This window comes from Mucilaginibacter xinganensis, assembly GCF_002257585.1.
Taxonomy (GTDB): Bacteria; Bacteroidota; Bacteroidia; order Sphingobacteriales; family Sphingobacteriaceae; genus Mucilaginibacter; species Mucilaginibacter xinganensis.
On record NZ_CP022743.1, the window covers coordinates 959,186 to 977,790 of the forward strand.

Genomic DNA, 18,605 nt, shown 5'->3' on the forward strand with positions numbered 1-18,605 from the left:
CAATAGCGCCAGTGTTTTAGTAGATCTTTAAAACTATCGGGCTGTTATAAGTAGTCTTGTTTTTTGATTTCTTTTTCAGCCAAATGTGGCTTTGGCTTTCTTGATGGTCAGCTCCAGATCAATACCGTTACCCAGCACCCCTTTAAAAAGGTCACCGGTTTCCTTAAGTCTATCAATTGTGTTAAAAATGGTAAAATCTGTCATTTTAAGGCCTGCCCTTACTTCGTCCCAATGCAGGGGCATTGATACGGTTGCACCCACTTTTGGGCGTAGGGAATAGGGGCCTGCAATAGTAGCGCCGGGGCGGTTTTGTAAAAAGTCGAGGTACATCTTTCCTTTACGTGCAGCAACCATTCTTTCCAGGCTGGTGTAATCAGGTAACTGTTTATTCACAATATTCACTATAATGCGGGCAAACATTTGTGTTTGATCATAATCATATTTCGCATCCGTGGGTATATAAATATGCATACCTGTTGAACCTGATGTTTTACAGAAAGAGGGAACATCTATTGCATCAAGTACCTTTTTTACTTCCTGTGCCGCCGCTATCACTTGGTCGAACGTGTTTTTATCGGGGTCGAGGTCTATCACACAATAGTCGGGGTTATCAGGCGATTGGATCCTGCTGAACCATGGGTTTATCTCAATACACCCTAAGGATACCATCCAAAGCAGGCTTGCCTCGTCGGTGGCAACCAGGTATTCTTTATGTTCACCCTCACCGTTGGTGTATGGAAATGTTTTCGCCCAATCGGGCGCTTTGTCTTTTACGTCTTTTTGATAAAAGCTGGGCCCGTGAATGCCATTGGGAAACCTGTTAAGCGACATTGGCCGGTCTTTTAAATAAGGCAACATATACTCAGCAACCTGGTAATAGTAATTAAACATATCTCTTTTGGTTACCTTGTCCTCCGGCCAGTAAACCTTGCCAAGGTGCGTAAATTTCAGCTCGTGCCCACAAATTTTGCGCACCTGCGTTTCATCTTTAGGGTTTAACAAAGTCTTGCGTCCTTCGCTCTTCGGCGGTTTTAATGCAGCGGAATGGGCGTCGGGGTGTTTCTCTGGTGTCGAATCTATAATTTCTTCTATAGCTTTTGCAGTTTCCCTAATCACTTCTCCAGCTTTTTTATCTACCCGCATTCCCTGGAAAGAGGGGTGTCTAAATACACCATCGCTTGTTACTTCGCTGTAAGCTACTTCGCACACCAGTTCGGGCTTCAGCCAGGTGGCCTTTGCTGTTGGCGGATCGGGCCGAAATCGTGAAGGCTTGTTTACGTCCGGAATAGCTTCAAAAGGACTCTTATCAATTATCAGCGGCTTAAATTGTGCCATCATTTCTTTTTGCGCCTTATCATTAAATCCGGTGCCGACTTTACCAACATATTGCAACATCTCATTTTCGTAAACACCCAGCAACAACGAGCTAAATTGCTTTGGGGTGTCTGCATTTTTGGTGTAACCGGCAATAACTACTTCCTGCCTTTTATGGACTTTTATTTTCAACCAATCTTTGGAGCGGAGATCAGGCGTATAAACGCTGTTCGCTTTTTTTGCGATAATCCCCTCCAGTCCCATTCGCTCTGCTGCGTTAAAAAAATCTATGCCGCTGGCATTAAATACTTTGCTCACCCGCAAACGGTCGTCATTTTCCGGCAGCACTTCTTTTAATATGGCCTGGCGCTGGTTTAGCGGTAAGTCCATCAGGTTTTTACCCTGGTACCAAAGCATGTCAAATACATAATAAACCAGGTCGCCATCGGCCTCGCTCCGCCAGTTTTGAAGGTCGCTGAAATTGGAGATCCCTTTTTCGTTAAGCACCAGTATCTCGCCATCCAAAACCATATTAACGTTCAGTTTTGCCAGCAGGTCGTATATGGGATAAAATTTTTCGCTGAAGGTTTTGTTATTTCGCGAGAGCAGCTCAACCTCGCCATTATTAATATAAGCCATTGCGCGATAGCCGTCCCATTTTACTTCATATAGCCACTCGGGGTCATCAAAAGGCTCGTCAACCAGGGTAGCCAGCATGGGCTTTATTTTTTTGGGGATAGCTGATTTTGGTGCAGATTTTATCAGCTGTTCAATATTCGACCCGGCCAAATCCGAAACTGATACATCGGTGTCTTCACCCACAGCCTCCTCAATTGCCTTTGCCGGATTCTTTTTTTTAATTTTTGATTTTATGTTCACTACATCTTCTTCATGGCCGTGTTGCCAAATCTTTTCACCGGTTTTTTCCATGCTTTCGATGGTCTTTCCCGACAGCACGGATTCATCCTTTTTAGTGATGTCTGCAGTAGAAGCAAATTCGTCGTTATGCTTTATCAGCAGCCAGGCATTATCTCCCATGCCGTGTGTTTTTACCAGCGCAAACTCCCCTTTAAGTTTTTCGCCGTGAAGCTTGATTTTTAACGAGCCTGACTTTAGCTGGGTTAACAACGCTTTTTCCTGAGCCTTTTTTCCTTTAATCTCATCTACAGGCTCATAAGTTCCCTCGTCCCAAACAATAACGGTGCCGCCACCGTACTCACCTTCGGGAATAATACCTTCAAAGCTGCGGTAGTCATACGGGTGATCTTCAACCATCATGGCCAGGCGCTTTGTTTTAGGATCTGTGGACGGACCTTTAGGAACCGCCCAGCTTTTTAATACACCATCCATTTCAAGCCTGAAATCATAGTGCAACCGTGATGCGTCGTGCTTTTGAATCACAAACCTCAGCTGATCCTTTGCCTTGCTTTTGCCAGCTTGAGGCTCCGCAGTTTTAGTAAAGTCTCGTTTTTCTGCATATTTTTCCAGGCTCATAGCGGTAGCTTTTACTTTTGTAAGTAGGCTTGTACTGCCGTAGCAGATGAGCCAACAGCCCTAATGGCCGATTTTAATCTTTCGGGAGTTACACCGAATTTGTTCGACCAGTATTCCAGCTCATAATATTCACTCGTGTTAATGAGGTCCCTGTCAGGGTACCCGGTTATTCTTTTATCGTCCATCTTAAGTAATAATTGATTAGGGTAATAACAAGGGTGTGCCCGTAATGGTTTTGCTGTTAGTGAAGATTGTTTATTTAGGCTTTCGCTAAAGTCATAATGCGTTTCTTTTTATAATATTTTATAGATATGCAGATGCTAGTTCCCATAAGTATTAGTGCCCATAAATTTGCCAGGCCCAACAGCAGTTCCTCAAATAATAACCATCCGCTCACAAGTGCGTTCGCCAGGCGTTTAAGAAATGGCAGATTATAAGCTGCGGGATTATCGTTTGCTATGGTTTCCTTGTAAATGGTATTGCTTTGATAGAAACTTAAAACAACTATGCTGTTCTTAACTTCATCATCAATTTGCCGGTTGCCAATTTGCTGATCAACCATCTCATCTTTTAAAAGCAAAACGTTCGCGGGGTTTTTTATAATAACTTTTCCTTTTTTCTGTTGGCTCACCAATTCATTTCGGTTTTGGAGCTTAAGCCTTGCTGAAAGATACTCGAGGGATTTATCTGAAATATCCATCCGGCGATTATTAAGGTAGATGCCTGTATGTGAAATATCATTCATGAATTCCTCTAACTTTTCAGACGGGACCTTTACTGTAATATTGGCGGTAGTGGTAAATGCCGTAACCCTCATAACGGAGTCGTTGCCTGTAGTTACATCCGTACTTCGTTGATCTGACGATGTTAATTGCTGATGGACTATTAGCCCGCGGTATTTGCTGGTAAGCGCTGTTATAAATTCGCTTGTCTGTTGTACGTTTTTGACCTTTAACCGCATTTCTGCAGTTTTCACGAGCTTGTCACCAGATTGTGTTGTAGAATCAGACTTTGCAATAGTATCTAAACTATTGCTGCTAATAATTTCTTCAGAGCCATTCCGGCCCTTACATGCGCCTAACAGAACAAGGCCTGCCAGCAGCGCGATCAAGATTTTTGGTTTCATGAAAATATAATTTAATGGTTTGTTTTTTGGTACTAATTGATACTGAAGAGCCCCATAAGGTAACCCTGTTTAATATTGATTTTTACAGTGTTAGCCGTAACGTATAAATGGAGCTGAGTTTCTGTTTGCAAACCGGCGTTTAACGGGTAAAACGAACTATAATAGGGGCAGTTAATTAAGGTTACAATGCCGGGCGACTGTTTATTTTGTTGAATGCGTTTCGATTATAGTTTATTGCTTCCGGATAAAACGAGCGAAGAAATCAATAAATCTGAAGATGCGGATCTAAATTCATAGATATCACAAAAAGGTTTTAACTTTAACAAAAAGGGCTTATACTTTTGAGGAATAAGTTATTAGATACCGGGGTAAAATAACACCAGAAGTAAGCATTTTTAGCGATTTAAAGGGCAATAAATACTTATTTAGAATAATTATAAATTATATATTGCTGTCATTTATTTGTCACTGGTACTGTAATAAATTTTACTTTTGTCACTGAAAATTTCGGGTTATACATACATTTCTTCGTGAATATCAATCATTAACAATAAAATTATTTAGTATAAATACGCTTTATGAGGAGTTTCTCATTGATTTTTAAACAATTCTCACGGTCGGTTCTACTGATTGCCTGTTTTGCGATGTTGGCTATCCAGGCCAATGCACAGGCAGATGCCGCTAAGGGTGAGGCCATTTTCAAGGCAAAATGTACATCGTGCCACAAAATTGAATCGCAATTGGTTGGTCCGGCGCTGGGCCCGGTTATTACCGATGAAACAGACGATAAGTTTCTTGTCAAATGGATTCAGAACAACCAGGCACTTATAGCTGCAAAGGACCCTAAGGCGGTTGCAATGTACAATAAGTTCAACCAGGCAAACATGTCGCTGTTCACTGATCTTAGCGATGCGGATGTAATGAACATAATTACCTATGTGCGTACCACCTGGAAAGCACAGCAGGATGCGCCAAAAGCTGCTGCCGGTACTGCCGGCCAGGCAGCTGAGGAAAGCGGCCCTAGCAGTGTAGTTATCCTTTCGTTACTAGGTGTAATTGTACTTGCGTTTATTATCATATTGGTATTAAACAGGGTTATTGCTACACTTGAGCGCTTGTTATTGAAAAACAAAGGCACCCTGATCTTAGAGGAGGAGCCTGAAGTTGCTGGTGAGCCTGTTGACCGTTTAGCCGGCTTGAAGAAGCTTGCAAAAAATAAGAAACTTGTTTTCTTTGTGTTGATCTGCGGTACGTTGTTTTTAGGAAGCTGGACATTTATGTCACTTTGGACAACCAACGTTCACACCGGCTATCAGCCGGTACAGCCAATTAAATTCCCGCATGATCTTCATGCCGGTGCCATGAAAATTGATTGCCAGTACTGCCACTCCGGCGCATACAAGTCAAAAAATGCTACAATCCCTTCATTGAATATATGTATGAACTGCCACAAGGTAATTTCATCAGCCTATGGTTCAAAAACACCGTCAGGCGAAATACATAAGATTTATGATGCATTGGGATATGATCCTGCAACACAGAAATATGACACTACAAAAGCACACCCTGTTCAATGGATTCGTATCCACAACCTGCCTGATTTGGCTTATTTTAACCACTCACAGCACACAAAAGTTGGCGGTTTAAAATGCCAGACCTGCCACGGCCCGGTACAGGAAATGAAAGAGGTTTACCAATACTCACCGCTTACTATGAAATGGTGTATCCAGTGCCACAAGCGTACTGAAGTAAACATGAAAGGTAACGCATACTATGAAAACCTTCAGCAGGTACATGACCTGTTAAAAGAAGGTAAGAAAGTTACCGCAGCATTAATGGGTGGTATCGAGTGCGGTAAGTGCCATTATTAATATTATTAAAACGTAGCATTACAGTTTATATAGCTTAAATGGATAGCAATAAAAAATACTGGAAAGGTTTAGAAGAGCTGAACAAAACCCCGGAATTTGTTGAATTAAATAAAAACGAATTTGCGGAGCCTATTCCTATCGAAGAAGTTTTAACCGGTGGTGGCTTGTCAGGCAAGTCGCCGCGCCGCGATTTTTTGAAAGCGCTTGGCTTTGGCGTTGGTGCAGTAACCCTGGCCGCTTGTCAGAAAGTGCCGGTTCATAAATCAATACCTTATTTAATTAAACCAGAGGAAGTAACACCGGGTATTCCGAACTACTATACTTCTACTTATGAAGGACAGGCTATTTTGGTTAAAACCCGTGAAGGCCGCCCTATAAAAATTGAAGGTCATCCTAATGATATTATAGCCAAAGGCGGTGCTAGTGCGCAGGCACAGGCGTCGGTGCTTGACTTGTATGACTTTAACCGTTTAAAAAACCCTATTAAAGACGGTGCCGACGCAGGTTGGGCGCAGATAGACGATTTTGTGGTAAGGGAGCTGTTGGCTATTAAAGCCAGCGGAAAAGCTATCCGTATTGTAACATCAACCGTAACCAGCCCTTCAACAAAAGGTGTTATTGCTGATTTTATTACCCAATTCCCTGCTGCTAAGCACATCAATTACGATGCTGTTTCATACACCGGGATTATACAAGCCAATCAAAATAGCTTTGGTAAAGCAGTATTGCCGCACTACAGCTTTGATAAAGCCGACGTGATTGTAAGTTTTGGCGCTGATTTCCTTGGTACATGGATCTCTGCTGAAGAGTTCACCAGGCAATATGTTTCAAACAGGAACAACAAGTCGCTTGAGGCTAAGAAAATGTCGCGTCACATCCAGTTCGAAAGCGGAATGAGCCTTACTGGTTCAAATGCCGACGTAAGGATCCCGATTAAGCCATCAGAAGAAGGTCCGGCACTTATCGCCTTATACAACGCTATATCTGGTTCTTCATTAGCCGGAACAAAGGCGTTAAACAATAAAGTTGCTGAAAATGCAATTACTATAGCGGCAAAGGAACTTACCGCTGCTAAAGGAAAAGCGTTGGTTGTTGCAGGATCTAACGATGTGGCAACACAAGTTTTGGTTAATGCGATCAACTCGCTTTTAGGAAGCTACGGAACAACTATCGACCTGGATACGCCTTCATTACAGTATGCCGGTAACGACGCTGAGTTTGTTGAGTTTACCAACGAAATGAAGCGCGGCGATGTAGGTGCGGTATTCTTCTTGAATGCTAACCCTGCGTACGATTACTACAACAGCAAGGATATTATTGATGGATTAAAGAAAGTTCGTTTGAAAGTGTCTTTCGCTTCAAATTCTGATGAAACTTCGGCGCTTTGTAACGTTATAGCTCCTAATCATCATTATTTGGAATCATGGGGTGATGACAACGCGATTGTAGGATATTATACTGTAATGCAGCCAACTATTAATCCGGTTTACGACACTCGCCAGGCTGAACAAAGCCTTATGAAGTGGAGTGACAACCCTGCAAAGGAATACTATACTTACGTAAGGAACAACTGGGATAAAAACTTGTTAGCTAAAGGCGGGTTATCCGGACAGAGCGGATGGGAGACGTTGTTGCAAACTGGTTTTGTAAGAGAAGCTGCTAAAACTGCCGGTACTTACGCGTTTAGTAAGGACCTTAATGCGGTAGCACAAACAATAGTTGACCACAGCAACAGCCTTGGAGGAGACAAAGTAGAGCTATCGCTTTATCAGTCACCGGCAATGCGTGATGGTAAACGCGCCAACAACCCATGGTTACAGGAATTGCCCGATCCTGTTTCAAAAGTTACCTGGGATAACTTTGCTGCCATGTCTCCTTCTGATATGAAGAAGAAAGGCTTGCAGGACGGTGATGTTGTTAAAATTGAAGGTAACGGCTATTCGGTAGCTATACCGGTATTGTCACAGCCAGGCCAGGCGCAGGGAACAATCTCGGTTGCTGTTGGTTACGGTCGTACAGTTGTTGGCCCTGTTGGTATCAACGTTGGTAAAAACGCGTTTCCTTTTTATAGCTTGCGCAATGGAACCTTTCAAAGCAGCACAGCTGTAACATTAACTGCAACCGGTGAGAATTCACCTTTGGCACAAACACAAACTCACCACTCTATCGAGGGACGTAACAGTATTATAAAAGAGGCTACTTTCACTGAATATCTGAAAAACCCTTCATCTGCTACAGGCAGGGAAGAAGGCCACAAAGATTACAATGCGAATAACCTGTTCTGGCAAAAGCATGATCGCCCTACCTATGATTGGGTAATGGCAATAGATCTGAACGCTTGTACCGGTTGCGGTGCCTGCGTTGTGGCTTGTAATGCTGAAAATAATGTGCCGGTTGTAGGTAAAGATGAGGTAATGCGCCGCCGTGAAATGCACTGGATCCGTATTGACCGTTACTATAGCTTTAACGATAATGGCCAGGGTGGTACTACCAAAGAGACTGAAATTGCTAAGTTAGATAACCTTGACCATGTAAAAGTGGTTTATCAGCCAATGCTTTGCCAGCACTGTGAGCATGCACCATGCGAAACTGTATGCCCGGTATTAGCAACGGTTCACTCGTCAGAAGGGTTGAACCACATGGCTTACAACCGTTGTGTTGGTACCCGTTACTGCGCTAATAACTGCCCTTACAAAGTACGTCGATTCAACTGGTTTAACTACTGGAATGATTCGCGCTTTGATAATTACCTGAACAACGAGCATACCCAATTAGTTCTTAACCCTGATGTGGTAACACGTTTCCGTGGCGTTATGGAAAAATGTTCAATGTGTATCCAAAGGATTCAGGCCGGTAAGTTAAAGGCTAAGATTGAAAAACGCCCGCTTAAAGACGGAGAAATTAAAATGGCTTGCCAGCAAACCTGCTCGGCTAATGCTATCGTGTTTGGTAATGCTAATGATCCTGAATCTGAAGTGTCAAAAGCGTTAAAGAGCGAAAGAACTTATTACGTTCTGGAAGAGCTTAACGTACAGCCAGGGGTTGGTTACCAAACAAAAATTAGAAATATATCTGAATTAGAGGCTTAAATTATACAAGAGAGATTTTAAAATATGGCATCTCATAGTGAATCAATAATCAGGGAACCGTTAATTACGGGCAAGGATATTACCTACGCCCAAATTACGAATGATGTACTTCGCCCTGTTGAAAATATGCCCGGCAAAGCGTGGTGGATAGGCTTTTCTGTAGCCTCGTTAGGGGCATGCCTTTGGGTAGTAGCAATTAGCTATACATTTTGGAATGGTATAGGCGCCTGGGGACTAAACAAAACGGTAGGCTGGGCCTGGGATATCACCGGTTTCGTGTGGTGGGTTGGTATCGGTCACGCAGGAACACTTATTTCGGCAATCTTATTGCTGTTCCGTCAGAACTGGCGTAACTCTATCAACAGGTCGGCGGAAGCGATGACAATCTTTGCGGTAATTTGTGCGGCCACGTACATTTTGGCACACATGGGCCGTCCGTGGATGGCATTGTTTTCTTTACCGATTCCTAACCAGTACGGGTCATTATGGGTTAACTTTAACTCACCGCTGATTTGGGACGTATTCGCGATCTCAACTTACTTCTCGGTTTCACTGGTGTTCTGGTACACAGGCTTATTACCTGACCTTGCAACCATACGTGACCGCGCTACAGGAGTCCGCAGAAAAATTTACTCTGTGCTTTCATTTGGTTGGACGGGTTCAGTAAAAACATGGCAGCGCTTTGAAACTGTATGTTTGATACTTGCCGGTATTTCAACGCCATTGGTATTGTCTGTACACACTATTGTATCAATGGACTTTGCCACCTCCCTTGAACCGGGATGGCATACTACTATATTTCCTCCATACTTCGTTGCGGGAGCTATCTTCTCGGGTTTTGCAATGGTGCAAACACTGCTGCTGGTGACGCGCAAGGTATTGGGATTAGAGAACTACATCACCATGTTCCACATTGAAGCAATGAACAAGATTATCCTTTTAACCGGATCAATTGTAGGTGTTGCTTATTTGACTGAGTTTTTCATCGCTTATTATTCTGGCGGCGAGTATGAACAATACACTTTCTTGAACAGGTTTATTGGTCCCTACTGGTGGGCTGGTTGTATGATGTACGGCTGTAACGTATTGATGACCCAGTTAATGTGGTTTAAAAAGATCCGCACAAACATTCCTATTTCATGGGTACTGTCAATTGTAGTAAACATCGGTATGTGGTTTGAGCGTTTCGTGATCATCGTAGTATCGTTACACCGGGATTTTGTTCCTTCAAGCTGGGCAATGTTCTACCCTACCTGGGTTGACGTAAGTGTATTTATTGGATCAATTGGTTTGTTCTTTACCATGTTCCTTTTATTTATCCGCGTGTTGCCTTCAATAGCAATGGCTGAGGTCAAACTGATATTGAAGAGCTCGAGTGAGCAGGCTAAGTTGAAGCTGATAAGGGATGGCCATCTTGACAAAGAACAGGTGGATTATTATAAAGAAACGCTGACGACGTTTGACAGTGTTGATATTACTGACTACCAAAAAGTATAAACATGAGCAGTACAAAATATATATTAGGCCTATTTGCAGATCCTGATGAATTGATGCACGGGATTGATACGCTACAAAAGAACAGTGTTCCGATTTATGACGTTTTTACACCAATGCCTATTCACGGTATTGAAAAGAAGCTTGGAATAAAAGATTCGCGCTTAGGTTATGCAGCTTTTATGTTTGGCTGCCTGGGTGGTACTACCATATTCAGCATGGCTTATTTTATGCTTGTGCATGACTGGCCTATGAATATTGGCGGTAAACCAGCATTTGCAGTACCGGATTTGATTCCTATTACATTTGAGTGGACAGTATTGTTTACGGCTTTTGGTATGACGCTTACCTTTTTTTACGCAACTCATCTTTTTCCCGGCCGTACGCCAAGGGTAATGGATTACAGAGCAACTGATGACAGGTTTGTAATTGCCATTGACGCAAAGGGAAATATCCCGCATGATGATATCACCAATTTATTAAAAGAAGCAGGCGCAGTAGAAGTAAAGCATAACGATAGAAAATATGTTAGCTATGAATAAAATAAAAATATTGGGCATAACGGTTATTACTATTGTTGCAACGATTATAGTTACATCGTGCAAGGATAAAAGAAGTACCGGATGGGAATACGCTCCCAATATGTACGAGCACATCGCATACGATCCAGATCAGAAAAACGATAACTTTAAAGATGGTAAAACTGCACAGCTTCCGCCTGCAGGTACCACTCCGCTTGGTTTTGTAAGATTTGATTATCCAAATACCAAGGATGGCTATGAAAAGGCGGGCCTTGAGGTGAAAACTACATTGCCGCAGACACAGGCAAACTATGCTGACGGAAAAATATTGTTCGAGCACTTTTGCTCTCCGTGCCACGGTGTGAATGGGCAGGGCGATGGTTTAGTGGTAGCACATGGTTATCCTGCGCCTCCATCATACTCAAAAGGACAATCATCACGCGGTGGCGCTATGAAAGATCTGACAGACGGTAAAATTTATCATACTATTACTTATGGTGTAAACGCAATGGGTTCATACGCTTCGCAGCTGGAGCCCAAAGAACGCTGGAAGGTAATTATGTACGTTCACCATTTACAAACTTTATAAGCTTATTATTAATGAACAATTCTCATAGTTTCGACGAGCAATTTGAATTTAAAGGTAAAGCCAAAACATGGAGCTTAATCATGATCGCTATTGGTGCGATTGGATTGATCGCCGGCTTTTTAACCGGGAATGGCGAGCGCACATTTGCTGACTTATTGCTTAATGGTTATTACCTTACCTGTGTTTGTATTTGCGGAATTTTCTTTTGCGCGGTGCAATATGTTGCGCAGGCGGGCTGGTCAACAGCGGTTCTCCGGATTCCCCAGGCATTTGCAAAGGTTTTACCTTACGCAGGCATTATTTTACTTGCTATTATTTGTGCGGGCTTATTTATTACCCACACCGGCCCTAACGAAGAGGGTAAGATGACCACAATTCCTTACCTGTATAAACTTTGGGCCCTTAAAGGGGTTACCATAAAAGGTAACGAAAATTACGACGCTGTAATCACAGCGAAATCAGGATACCTAAATATACCATTTTTCCTTATCCGCTTAGTTATTTACCTGGCAAGCTACAGTTGGTTAGGCCGTTTGCTGGTAAAATATTCTAATAATGAAGATGAACTTGGCGGTATGTTTAACTATAACAAGAGCTTTAAAGTATCGGTAATATTCCTTTTAATATTTGGTTTCACAGTTCCGTTATTTGCTTTTGATACCATTATGTCATTAGAGGCTCATTGGTTTTCAACAATGTTTGGATGGTATAATTTTGCTGCACTTTGGGTAGGTGGTTTATCTGTTATTACATTAACCCTTATCCTTTTAAGGCAAGCGGGCTACATGGAATGGGTTACTGACGATCACCTGCATAATTTAGGGCAGTTAATGTTCGGTTTCTCTGTGTTCTGGACTTACCTTTGGTTTGCACAATTCCTGCTTACCTGGTACGCAAACATTCCTGAGGAAGCCGCTTATTTTTACAGGAGATGGGAGCCACAGTTTAAACCATGGTTCTGGTTAAACATCGTTATTAATTTCCTTGCACCATTGCTTACGCTCATGTCGCGTGATTCAAAACGTAAGGTTAGTATTTTAAAGGTAGTATGTATAATACTAATATGTGGTCACTGGCTTGATTACTGGCAAATGATCATGCCTGGTACAATTGGCGCTGTAAAAGGTTCAGAATGGTACACTATTCTAAGCCCTATTGATTTGGCCATGTTTGTAGGATTTGCCGGTTTATTCATCTTTATGCTTGCAACAGCGTTGAGTAGCTTTAAATCACTTATTCCTAAAAAGCATCCATTACTTGAAGAGAGCCTTCATCATCATTTGTAATAATTGTTATTTTTGCACTAAATAAAAAGAATACCAAAAAACCATTAAAATGGGATTCAAACATCTAATTAATTCTAAAAAAACACTATCGCTCTTGGCGGCGTTTGTGCTGTTGGGCACAAATCAGCTAATGGCGCAGGCAGCACCCGCTGCTGCTGATACTGCCGCGGCTGATAAAAGCGCTATGTGGACAGGGGTTGCCTATTACGTATTGCTATTTTTGGTGGCTTCATTTTGTGTTGCCATACTTGGCAAAATACTCCGGGTTTTTGATCTTACCCAAAAAATGCAGGGTAAAAAAGGGATAAACTGGAGCAGTGTTATGGGCGTATGCTGTGCAATATTCCTTGTTGTTGGGATGTACGGCGCTTATTGGTCACTTACTGTTCAGGGCAGCATGAGTTTACCTGAAGCTGCATCTGCGCATGGCGGTGCTATCGACAATATGTTTACCACTACTACAATTTTAACGTTGATAGTATTTGTGGTAACACAGATCTTATTGTTTGGGTTTGCATTTGTTTACCGCGGATCGGACAAACGCAAAGCTTACTTTTTACCCCACAATAATACTATTGAAAAAATATGGACAATTGTTCCGGCTGTGGTTTTAACTATTTTGGTTGTGTTTGGATTTTTTACCTGGCAGAAAGTTGAGAACAGTACGGAACAAAAAGGTGATTTAAATATAGATGTTACCGGCCACCAGTTTGCATGGGAACTTCGTTATCCGGGTGCCGATGGGAAACTGGGTCCATTGAATTTCAGACTTACTACGCCGGCTAACAAATTAGGTGTTGATTTCAAAGACCGAAGCAGTTTTGATGATTTGTCAGCTGATACTTTGGTATTACCGGTTCATCAATCCGTACGCTTGAACATACATGCACAGGATGTAATCCACAGTGTTTATATGCCACACTTCCGGTTGCAGCAAAATGCGGTACCGGGTTTGCCTACTTTCTTCAAATTTGTGCCAACCATTACAACTGCCGAAATGAAGAGAAAGACCGATAACCCTAATTTTGAATATCTGCTGTATTGCAATAAAATATGCGGTGGTGCTCATTACAATATGCAAAAAGTAGTCCGCGTAGTTTCACAAGCTGAATACCAGGAGTGGATTTCAAAACAAAAGCCATATCTATCTGACCAGTTAAAGAAGGAGTTGCACTTAGCTGATGCAAGACCGGCAGGTCAGGTAAAGGCAGCATCAAACAGATTAGCGTTAAATAATTAATATAAGAGTAACGAGTATGTCAACATTAGCAGTTCACGATCACGGGGTAGTACATCACGAAGAAGGTCACGAACACCATCATAAGGCAACTTTCCTGAATACCTATGTATTTAGCCAGGATCATAAAATGATCGCCAAACAGTTCCTTGTTACAGGGATTATCATGGCATTTATTGCTATGACTTTGTCTCTGCTGTTCAGGATTCAGCTTGCTTATCCCGACAAATCATTCCCTATTTTGGAAACATTGTTGGGTCATTTTGCGCCAGGCGGCCGTATCAGTCCCGATTTTTATATGTCATTGGTTACTATACACGGTACCATCATGGTATTCTTTGTATTAACTGCCGGATTGAGCGGAACGTTTGCAAACTTATTAATACCACTTCAAATAGGTGCACGCGATATGGCATCTCCATTTGTTAATATGCTTTCTTACTGGTTATTCCTGGTTGCAAGTATTATCATGCTTTCATCGTTTATGGTTGAAAAAGGACCTGCAAGCGGTGGCTGGACAATCTATCCGCCGTTATCAGCGCTGCCAAAAGCAATGCCAGGTTCGGGAATGGGTATGACGTTATGGTTAATCAGTATGACCCTTTTTATTGCATCGCAGTTAATGGGTGGTATTAACTATATCAGTACTGTATTAAACATGCGTACTAAAGGGATGGATCTTTGGAAAATGCCTTTAACTGTATGGGCTTTATTCCTTACTGCCGTATTGGGTGTGCTTTCATTCCCGGTATTGGTTGCTGGTGTGGTGTTATTGATATTTGACCGCAGTTTCGGTACGAGTTTTTATTTATCCGATATCGTGTTAGCCGGTCAGGTGCAACCATACGAAGGTGGTAGCCCAATATTGTTCCAGCATTTATTCTGGTTCCTGGGTCACCCGGAAGTATATATTGTAATTATGCCTGCAATGGGGCTTTCATCCGAAGTATTGTCGGTAAACTCACGTAAACCAATCTTCGGTTACCATGCGATGGTTTATTCATTAATAGGTATTTCGGTATTATCATTTATTGTTTGGGGACACCACATGTTTGTAACCGGGATGAATCCGTTCCTTGGTGGGGTGTTTATGATCACCACACTGATTATAGCGGTGCCTTCCGCAGTTAAGACATTTAACTGGCTGGCTACGTTATGGCGCGGTAACATTCGCTTTACACCAGCTATGCTATTTGCCATAGGTATGGTTTCGTTCTTTATCTCCGGCGGTTTAACAGGTATTTTCCTTGGAAACGCTGCGTTGGATATTAACCTCCATGATACTTATTTCGTAATTGCCCACTTCCACCTTGTTATGGGATCTGCGGCTATATTTGGTATGCTTGCCGGTGTTTATCACTGGTTCCCTAAAATGTTCCGCCGTATGATGGATGAGCGTTTGGGTTACCTGCACTTTTGGCTAACCTTTATTGGTGCTTACCTGGTGTTTTTCCCAATGCACTTTATGGGCTTAGATGGTGTTCCTCGCCGTTACTACGCTTTCACCGAGTTTGAATCAATGAAACGCTGGTTAACCGTAAACGTATTTATTACCTGGGCGGCTATTATGGCCGGTATAGCGCAATTGGCATTTGCATTTAACTTTGTTCATTCTATCTTCTGGGGCAAGAAAACTGTTCAGAATCCATGGAATGCAAACACCTTAGAGTGGACTGCGCCAATTGAGCACGTGCATGGTAACTGGATAGGAGAGATTCCAACAGTGTACCGCTGGCCGTATGATTACAGCAAACCGGGACATGACGAAGACTTTATACCACAAAATGTTCCGTTTTCGCAAACTATGAGCTCAAACCTTCCTCATGATTTTGAGGATAATCCGGGTGGTTTAGAAGAGTACACTAAATGGACTAGTACTCAAAAAGCTAACGAAGCGGTAAAATAAATTTTTATTACCGATCTGACCTTTTAGGGTATCTGTACCGGAAATTATTCCTTAACAGGTACCCTAAATTTTTAAAAATATACCGATACAACACCTGGGGCAGGCATGTTGTGGAGGCTGTTCCCAGTCTTCTGCGTTGTGCTTTTGGCTCTCAGCTTTAAAAAATGAAGACATCCACGTCGAAAATCCGGTTTCAAAAAGTCAATTTAGCCACAATTATTCTGTTGTTTATACTGATACTTGCAGGTGGAGTTGTGCGTAGTACCGGGTCGGGTATGGGATGTCCTGACTGGCCTAAATGCTTTGGTCGATATATTCCGCCAACGAGCAGTTCAGAATTACCAAAAGACTACAAACAGAAATACGTTGCTGGTCGTTTAGCTAAAAATCAACGCTTTGCCAAAACATTGGATGTTTTTGGTTACAGTGATCTTGCCCGCAGAATTCGCGAAGATAAATCGATATTGGTGCCTGAAGAATTTAATGCAGCAAAGACCTGGACCGAATATATCAACAGGCTGATTGGTGCAGCTTCAGGGCTTTTTTTGTTGGCTACTGCGGTTTTAGCGTTCAGCTATCGCAGCGAAAGTAAACTGATCCCCGTTTTAAGTATATTTAATGTGATCCTGGTAGGTTTCCAGGCATGGCTGGGTTCAATAGTGGTATCAACTAATCTGGTCGCATGGGTTGTTACACTGCACATGCTGCTTGCTTTGGCCATAATAGGCATCAGCATAATAACTTATCACCTTGCCCGCGTTTACGGCAGGCCAAAGCTTAATGTTAACCAGGTAACGCATGTGGTTACTTTATTTGCTTTGTTAATAAGCACCGTACAAATTGCGTTTGGCAGTGAGGTTAGAGAAAAAATTGACGCGGTGGCGGGGCATTTTCAGGGTGGTTACCGCGACGACTGGATTACCAATGCAGGCGTTATTTTTACGCAACACAGGGATATTGCTATACTTGTTTTGGTTATTAACGTTGCGCTATATGCTTTGATCCGCAGGACATTTAGCCGCCATTCATTACAACAGCAGATCATGAGTTTTGTATTTTTAATGTTGATGCTGCAAATGGTGACAGGAATATTATTATCTTATTGGGCGCTACCGCCATTTGCACAGGCCGCGCATGTATTGTTGGCAACGTTAGTGTTTAGCGCGCAATTTTACCTGATGCTGAATTTGTACAGGTCGGTTAAGGGAGGGGGGAATTCATGATCTGGAAAGATTTCACAAAATTAATTAAGCTGAGACTCACCTTTTTGGTGGTGTTTTCTGCTTCTATATCGTTTTTAATAGGCAGCAAGGTAAATGGCGAAATTGTTTGGGGCAATTGGCTGATCCTGATTACAGGTGGTTTTTTGGTAACGGCTGCTGCTAACTGCTTTAACGAGATTATTGAAAAGGACCTTGATAAGCTAATGAAGCGTACGATGGACAGGCCGATCCCGGCGGGGCGGATGACAACGGGGCAAGGATTAGTGCTTGGTTTGTTTATGGCCATATTTGGAACTTATTTGCTGGGAAAACTTAACCTAACAACAGGTTACCTTTCGGTGTTTTCAATACTGTTATATGCCTTTGTCTATACTCCTTTAAAAAGGAAATCGCCAATCGCAGTTTTCGTAGGCGCTATACCGGGGGCATTACCACCACTAATCGGTTATGTGGCGGCACATCCTAAGATCGATGAAATAGCGTTGATACTGTTTGGCATTCAGTTTGTTTGGCAGTTTCCGCATTTTTGGGCAATAGCATGGGTGCTTGATGACGATTATAAGCTTGCAGGGTTTAGGTTGTTACCGTCCGGAAAAAGGAATTTAACCAGTGCAATATTTACTTTTGCATCTACCTTGTTATTAGTGCCTGTGAGCTTACTCCCAACCTATTATGGTTACGGTGGCTATTACGTAGGCGGGGTGTCGCTAATATGCAGTGTGGTGTTTTTATATTTGGCGTTTAAGCTTTTGAAGGATCTGCAGATAGATTCTGCAAGAAAGCTAATGTACGGCTCGTTTTTTTACTTGCCGATAGTGCAGTTAATGTTTTTATTTGATTTTATAGGAAAGGTGAAATGATGGCTCAGATACAACAAGAAGATAAATTAAACCTGGGAGCTAAAAAGTTCTCCATGTGGATATTTGTGTTTGTTTCCTTTATGCTTTTTGCGGCTTTTAGCAGCGGCTTTATAGTTTACAGCGGCGGAAAAGGACACGGGTTGAATGTACAAATGCCACAGGCATTTTTGTACAGCACTTTAGTTATTATGCTCAGCAGCGTAACAATGTTTATAGCATCAAGATCGGCTAAGCAGCTTAAGTTTGGTAAGCAGCAACTTTATTTATGGATCACTGTTTTTTTAGGCATGGCTTTTTTTGCCTTACAAATTTATGCGTGTTATGTGTTGACCTATAAAATGCAGATCTATTTTACAGATCCGAATGCTTCAAGGTCATTTGTTTTTGTATTTTGCGGGATACACTTACTACACGTTTTTGCCGGTTTGTTGGTGCTAATTAATGCTTTAATAGCCACTTACCGTAACATACCGCAGGTAAAGAATATATTCAAGATGGAGATGGCATCTATTTTTTGGCATTTTCTCGATATTATATGGATTTATCTGTATGTTTTTTTACTTTTGAACCAAAATTAATCTATTATCCAAGTACA

At 42.1% G+C, this 18,605-nt stretch carries 14 protein-coding genes; 11 read left to right on the top strand and 3 right to left on the bottom strand.

The genetic code is table 11. The annotated features are described in order from the left end of the window. Window positions 1-75 precede the first annotated feature (75 nt). The 3 genes from ligD to MuYL_RS04220 form a co-directional block, all read right to left on the bottom strand. Window positions 76-2,808 (bottom strand): DNA ligase D, encoded by a 2,733-nt coding sequence (gene ligD, locus MuYL_RS04210; protein ID WP_094569335.1) that lies wholly within the window; start codon window positions 2,806-2,808, stop codon window positions 76-78. A gap of 11 nt (window positions 2,809-2,819) precedes the next feature. Then, a complete protein-coding gene (locus MuYL_RS04215) occupies window positions 2,820-2,993 on the bottom strand; it encodes a DUF3606 domain-containing protein (protein WP_094569336.1) in 174 nt (57 codons plus the stop codon). 74 nt (window positions 2,994-3,067) lie between these two features. Then, the gene (locus MuYL_RS04220; protein WP_094569337.1) at window positions 3,068-3,934 is read right to left on the bottom strand and encodes a DUF4349 domain-containing protein; all 867 of its coding nucleotides are present in this window, start codon (window positions 3,932-3,934) and stop codon (window positions 3,068-3,070) included. A 578-nt stretch (window positions 3,935-4,512) separates the two neighbouring features. Between MuYL_RS04220 and MuYL_RS04225 the strand changes: the two genes are divergently transcribed. The 11 genes from MuYL_RS04225 to MuYL_RS04275 all read left to right on the top strand — a co-directional run bounded on the left by MuYL_RS04225 (window position 4,513) and on the right by MuYL_RS04275 (window position 18,588). Then, window positions 4,513-5,805, top strand: a complete 1,293-nt coding sequence (locus MuYL_RS04225) for a cytochrome c3 family protein (RefSeq protein ID WP_094569338.1) — start codon at window positions 4,513-4,515, stop codon at window positions 5,803-5,805. Window positions 5,806-5,843: 38 nt separating this feature from the next. Next, on the top strand, window positions 5,844-8,894 hold the full coding sequence (locus MuYL_RS04230) for a TAT-variant-translocated molybdopterin oxidoreductase (RefSeq protein ID WP_094569339.1): 3,051 nt from the start codon (window positions 5,844-5,846) through the stop codon (window positions 8,892-8,894). 24 nt (window positions 8,895-8,918) lie between these two features. Continuing rightward, window positions 8,919-10,391, top strand: coding sequence for an NrfD/PsrC family molybdoenzyme membrane anchor subunit (gene nrfD, locus MuYL_RS04235; RefSeq protein ID WP_094569340.1), 1,473 nt, complete (start codon window positions 8,919-8,921; stop codon window positions 10,389-10,391). Between the two features lie 2 nt (window positions 10,392-10,393). Beyond that, entirely contained in the window at window positions 10,394-10,930 is a 537-nt protein-coding gene (locus MuYL_RS04240) for a DUF3341 domain-containing protein (protein ID WP_094569341.1), read from the top strand. Next, window positions 10,914-11,498: a c-type cytochrome gene (locus tag MuYL_RS04245; protein WP_094569342.1), complete on the top strand. Its 585-nt coding sequence runs from the start codon at window positions 10,914-10,916 to the stop codon at window positions 11,496-11,498. The genes MuYL_RS04240 and MuYL_RS04245 overlap by 17 nt, the downstream gene beginning before the upstream one ends. Window positions 11,499-11,509: 11 nt before the next feature. Next, window positions 11,510-12,784: a quinol:cytochrome C oxidoreductase gene (locus MuYL_RS04250; RefSeq protein ID WP_094569343.1), complete on the top strand. Its 1,275-nt coding sequence runs from the start codon at window positions 11,510-11,512 to the stop codon at window positions 12,782-12,784. Between the two features lie 49 nt (window positions 12,785-12,833). Further along, window positions 12,834-14,024, top strand: a complete 1,191-nt coding sequence (locus tag MuYL_RS04255; RefSeq protein WP_094569344.1) for a cytochrome c oxidase subunit II — start codon at window positions 12,834-12,836, stop codon at window positions 14,022-14,024. Between the two features lie 16 nt (window positions 14,025-14,040). Beyond that, complete coding sequence (locus tag MuYL_RS04260; RefSeq protein ID WP_094569345.1) at window positions 14,041-15,927, top strand: cytochrome c oxidase subunit I; 1,887 nt, start codon at window positions 14,041-14,043, stop codon at window positions 15,925-15,927. A gap of 164 nt (window positions 15,928-16,091) precedes the next feature. Continuing rightward, complete coding sequence (locus MuYL_RS04265; protein ID WP_094569346.1) at window positions 16,092-17,150, top strand: COX15/CtaA family protein; 1,059 nt, start codon at window positions 16,092-16,094, stop codon at window positions 17,148-17,150. Beyond that, window positions 17,147-18,010, top strand: a complete 864-nt coding sequence (gene cyoE, locus MuYL_RS04270; RefSeq protein WP_094569347.1) for a heme o synthase — start codon at window positions 17,147-17,149, stop codon at window positions 18,008-18,010. Before MuYL_RS04265 ends, cyoE begins: the two co-directional genes overlap by 4 nt. After that, on the top strand, window positions 18,007-18,588 hold the full coding sequence (locus MuYL_RS04275; protein WP_317043868.1) for a cytochrome c oxidase subunit 3: 582 nt from the start codon (window positions 18,007-18,009) through the stop codon (window positions 18,586-18,588). The genes cyoE and MuYL_RS04275 overlap by 4 nt, the downstream gene beginning before the upstream one ends. Window positions 18,589-18,605: the final 17 nt, after the last annotated feature.

Excerpts from the sequence above, each read along its gene's own strand:
- ligD (WP_094569335.1), bottom strand. The coding sequence starts at position 2,808 with ATGAGCCTGGAAAAATATGCAGAAAAACGAGACTTTACTAAAACTGCG.
- MuYL_RS04215 (WP_094569336.1), bottom strand. The coding sequence starts at position 2,993 with ATGGACGATAAAAGAATAACCGGGTACCCTGACAGGGACCTCATTAAC.
- MuYL_RS04220 (WP_094569337.1), bottom strand. The coding sequence starts at position 3,934 with ATGAAACCAAAAATCTTGATCGCGCTGCTGGCAGGCCTTGTTCTGTTA.
- MuYL_RS04225 (WP_094569338.1), top strand. The coding sequence starts at position 4,513 with ATGAGGAGTTTCTCATTGATTTTTAAACAATTCTCACGGTCGGTTCTA.
- MuYL_RS04230 (WP_094569339.1), top strand. The coding sequence starts at position 5,844 with ATGGATAGCAATAAAAAATACTGGAAAGGTTTAGAAGAGCTGAACAAA.
- nrfD (WP_094569340.1), top strand. The coding sequence starts at position 8,919 with ATGGCATCTCATAGTGAATCAATAATCAGGGAACCGTTAATTACGGGC.
- MuYL_RS04240 (WP_094569341.1), top strand. The coding sequence starts at position 10,394 with ATGAGCAGTACAAAATATATATTAGGCCTATTTGCAGATCCTGATGAA.
- MuYL_RS04245 (WP_094569342.1), top strand. The coding sequence starts at position 10,914 with ATGTTAGCTATGAATAAAATAAAAATATTGGGCATAACGGTTATTACT.
- MuYL_RS04250 (WP_094569343.1), top strand. The coding sequence starts at position 11,510 with ATGAACAATTCTCATAGTTTCGACGAGCAATTTGAATTTAAAGGTAAA.
- MuYL_RS04255 (WP_094569344.1), top strand. The coding sequence starts at position 12,834 with ATGGGATTCAAACATCTAATTAATTCTAAAAAAACACTATCGCTCTTG.
- MuYL_RS04260 (WP_094569345.1), top strand. The coding sequence starts at position 14,041 with ATGTCAACATTAGCAGTTCACGATCACGGGGTAGTACATCACGAAGAA.
- MuYL_RS04265 (WP_094569346.1), top strand. The coding sequence starts at position 16,092 with ATGAAGACATCCACGTCGAAAATCCGGTTTCAAAAAGTCAATTTAGCC.
- cyoE (WP_094569347.1), top strand. The coding sequence starts at position 17,147 with ATGATCTGGAAAGATTTCACAAAATTAATTAAGCTGAGACTCACCTTT.
- MuYL_RS04275 (WP_317043868.1), top strand. The coding sequence starts at position 18,007 with ATGATGGCTCAGATACAACAAGAAGATAAATTAAACCTGGGAGCTAAA.